Origin of the sequence: Pseudotabrizicola sp. (assembly GCF_030684215.1) — a bacterium.
In the GTDB taxonomy this organism is placed as follows: Bacteria; Pseudomonadota; Alphaproteobacteria; order Rhodobacterales; family Rhodobacteraceae; genus Pseudotabrizicola.
On the sequence record NZ_JAUXOV010000014.1, the window covers coordinates 1 to 3,512 of the forward strand.

Here is a 3,512-nt window from a genome sequence, read left to right on the forward strand (position 1 = left end):
GGTGGCGACTTCAACGACGACCTGCAGGCCACCGGCCTCGACGATCTGCGCGCCGCTCTCCGACCCCAACTCGATGCTGAAGATGCACGCAGGTTCGGGGAGAAGTGAACAGGCAGGAGGATCGCAAGGGCGGCTGCGCGCCGGAACGTGCGAACCCTGTGTTTCCACAGAAACGGAGACACATCCATGTTCGAAGAAATCTTCTTTCCACCGACTGCGGCCAGGCACCGCAACGCGCCGCTTGCCGATCAAAGGGCCGGATACCTTGTGAAATTGAAGGAATGCGGGTCACGGCGCGCCACCCTGCGAAAGTACGCGAATGCCCATCTCAACCTTGTGCGGCTTCTGCACATCCGCGACGGCGATACAATCAGCCAGCATGACGTAGAAACGGTTGCCAAGCTCTGGTCCAATCCCAAGGGGCGCAGATGTGATCGAGAGGCGGCTAGCAAGGCCAAGCAGCGCTTCATCAGTCATTGCATCGACCTTTTGCACCATCTCGGCTGGATCGAGATTGATGAGGTGCCGCACCCGTATGGCATCGAACTCAGCGTTTACGAAAACTGGTTGCGGAAAGAGCGCGGCCTGTCGACCGAGACGGTCCATGGCTATTGTGGCGCGGCCGACCACTTCCTGACCACGATTAAGGGCAGCGGCATCGCGATTGCCTCGCTGGTGATGGCTGACATCGACTCCATCATCGGTGATGAACATCGCCGCGGCGTCTGGAGCCGTAGAACGCTCCATGACTTCGCGCAGCGCTTGAGATCATTCATCGCCTTTGCCGAAAAGCGCCAATGGTGTCGCCCGGGCTTGGCCGCAGGCATCGTCGCGCCGGGATACAGGGCCGACGAGGTTTTGCCGAAGGGAATCGAACGCAACGACGTCGAGCGCCTTTTGGCTTCGGTCAGCGGGGAGCGCACGGTCGATCTGCGCGATCGGGCTATCCTCATGCTGTTCACATCCTACGGCTTGCGTGTCGCCGAGGTGGCGGGCCTGCGCCTCGATGACTTCGACTGGGATGCCGAGATGCTTCGGGTTCGTTGTCCGAAGCCGGGCCGGACCCATCTCTGGCCGCTATCGCAGGAAGTTGGGCAAGCGATCCTGGACTACCTCCAGCATGGGCGGCCAACAGGTTACGGGCGTGCTGTCTTCTTCACCTCCCGCGCGCCAGTCCGTCCCTTGGATCGCAAGGCATTGGGCAAGATCGTCCGCGACCGCCTTGCGGGCGTCGGCGTCGTGACAGGGCGGCGAGGCCCACATGCGCTCCGGCATGCCGCCGCCCAACACCTCCTGGATAGAGGCGTGTCGATGAAAGTCATCGGAGACTTCCTCGGTCATCGTGATCCGTCTTCGACGGCGATTTATGCCAAGGTCGACCTGGCAGCGCTGCGTGAGGTGGCCGCCCTCAATCTGGAGGCGCTGCTATGAAGCTGGGCGACGCGATTGACCACTACGTCGCTTGGCGGCAGGCGCATGGTGCAAAGTTCACAACCACTCGGAACCTCTTGCGGCAGTTTATGCACCACGTCGGCCCAGAGACCGATTGCGACGAGATATCGAGGGCTCAGGTGCTCGCCTTCCTCATTGGTCAAGGCCGGGGAACCCGGCACCGCGACAACAAGGCTTATGCGCTCGCGGGCTTCTGGAGATTTGCGATCAGCCGTGACTATGCCAGTTCGTCGCCGCTTCCCGTAAGAGAACGGCGGCCGCCCTTGCTCGCGCCACCGCACATCTACTGTCGCACGCAATTGCAGCGTCTTTTCGATCCACGAAACATCGAGATTGCGCTTGTAGGCGCCAAGCAACTCGACCTGAATACGTTCCGCACGCTGCTATTGCTGCTCTATGGCGCGGGGCTTCGGTTCAGCGAGGCCACCGGGCTCCTGCGTGATGATGTCGACCTGAAGGCTTCCGTCCTGACAATCCGGGACACCAAGTTCCACAAGAGCAGGCTGGTGCCCGCCGGATTGCCGCTTGCGACGATGCTGGCCAACCACCTGTCGCAGCCACCGGGACAGCGGTTTGCCCCGGATGGTGCCGCATACCTGCTGTCGAACAGGGACGGGACCCGGCTGGCAAGCAGCACCGTTCAGACTGCGTTCGATCGGCTCCGCCGCACCGCGGACGTGCAAGGCAGCGCTGGAGGTCGATCGGCGCCACGCATGCACGATCTCCGGCACAGCTTTGCGGTTCACAGGCTGACCGACTGGTATCGAGAAGGGGCAGATGTGCAACGACTGCTGCCCGTGCTGTCCACCTATCTCGGGCATTCCGATCTTGAAGGCACGAAGATCTACCTGACGATGACCCCAGGTCTTTTGAACCAAGCGTCGATGCGATTCGCGCGTTTTGTCCATGGAGGTGAGAATGCCCGAGCGTGAACTCCTTGGTCCTTGGCTTCGGCGCTTCCTGATCGAATACATCGTCACCGAGCGAAACCTGGCCCGAAACACCCGATCCAGCTATCGTGACACCTTCCGACTGCTCCTGCCATTTGCAAGCCACAAGCTGCGGAAGCCCGTCGACCGATTGACGGTGCGCGATCTGGCTTCATCGCTGGTTCTGAAGTTCCTCGCCCATGTCGAAGACGACCGCAGATGTTCCGTCCGGACCCGCAATCAGCGGCTTGCCGGCATAAAGGCCTTTGCTCGCTTTGTCGGCAGCAGGGACCCGGCGCATGTCGAGTGGTGTGGGCATATCCGCGCCATATCTTCGAAAAAATCCATGCAGCCATCGGTTGGCTGGCTGACGCGGCCGGAAATGGAGGCGATGCTCGCGGTGCCTGACAGAAAGACGGACCGGGGACAGCACGAATACGCCCTCCTGCTCTTCCTCTATAACACAGGCGCGCGCGTGTCCGAGGCAACGCAGCTGAAGGTGCAGGATCTGTCGTTTGCCGCCCGGAGAGGCGGCCATGATCTTGCGACCCTTCATGGAAAGGGGGGCAAGACGCGCCAGTGCCCTTTGTGGCCGGAAACCGAGCAAGTCCTTGCGCGCGAAATCCGCGGTCGCGAGGGGGACGCACCTGTTTTTGTCAGCCGGCTGGGGACAGGGTATACGCGCTTCGGGGTCTATCGCCTGATCGAGCGCTGCGCTGCGCAAGTTCCAGGACTCGCGGGCCGAACGGTCACGCCGCACGTGATCCGACATACGACGGCCTGTCATCTGGTTCTTGCTGGTGTGGACATCAACACCATACGTGCCTGGCTGGGACATGTGTCGATCAGCACGACCAACATCTATGCCGAGATTGACCTGACGCTGAAAGCAAACGCCGTTGCGCTCTGCGAGGTTGGCCAATCGAGGCCAGGACGCTCTTGGAAGGAGGACAAAGACGTGATGGCGTTCCTGAAATCGCTATAGCGACCGCGCGCAGCCGCCCTTGCGATCCTCCTGCCTGTTCACTTCTCCCCGAACCTGCGTGCATCTTCAGCATCGAGTTGGGGTCGGAGAGCGGCGCGCAGATCGTCGAGGCCGGTGGCCTGCAGGTCGTCGTTGAAGTCGCCACC

Annotated in this window: 3 protein-coding genes; all 3 read left to right on the plus strand. The window is 61.6% G+C overall.

Annotation, left to right across the window (positions count from 1 at the left end; translation table 11 throughout):
* Window positions 1-186: 186 nt before the first annotated feature.
* From Q8K08_RS01300 to Q8K08_RS01310, 3 genes are read left to right on the plus strand one after another with little or no spacing between them, the layout of a single operon-like run.
* Window positions 187-1,431 (plus strand): site-specific integrase, encoded by a 1,245-nt coding sequence (locus Q8K08_RS01300; protein ID WP_304804223.1) that lies wholly within the window; start codon window positions 187-189, stop codon window positions 1,429-1,431.
* Window positions 1,428-2,384 (plus strand): tyrosine-type recombinase/integrase, encoded by a 957-nt coding sequence (locus tag Q8K08_RS01305; RefSeq protein ID WP_304804225.1) that lies wholly within the window; start codon window positions 1,428-1,430, stop codon window positions 2,382-2,384. Before Q8K08_RS01300 ends, Q8K08_RS01305 begins: the two co-directional genes overlap by 4 nt.
* Window positions 2,371-3,366: a tyrosine-type recombinase/integrase gene (locus Q8K08_RS01310; protein WP_304804227.1), complete on the plus strand. Its 996-nt coding sequence runs from the start codon at window positions 2,371-2,373 to the stop codon at window positions 3,364-3,366. Before Q8K08_RS01305 ends, Q8K08_RS01310 begins: the two co-directional genes overlap by 14 nt.
* The last annotated feature ends 146 nt before the right edge of the window (window positions 3,367-3,512 follow it).

What these genes read in the sequence shown, in the direction of transcription:
- Q8K08_RS01310 (WP_304804227.1), top strand. Translation starts at nt 2,371, where the DNA reads ATGCCCGAGCGTGAACTCCTTGGTCCTTGGCTTCGGCGCTTCCTGATC.
- Q8K08_RS01300 (WP_304804223.1), top strand. Translation starts at nt 187, where the DNA reads ATGTTCGAAGAAATCTTCTTTCCACCGACTGCGGCCAGGCACCGCAAC.
- Q8K08_RS01305 (WP_304804225.1), top strand. Translation starts at nt 1,428, where the DNA reads ATGAAGCTGGGCGACGCGATTGACCACTACGTCGCTTGGCGGCAGGCG.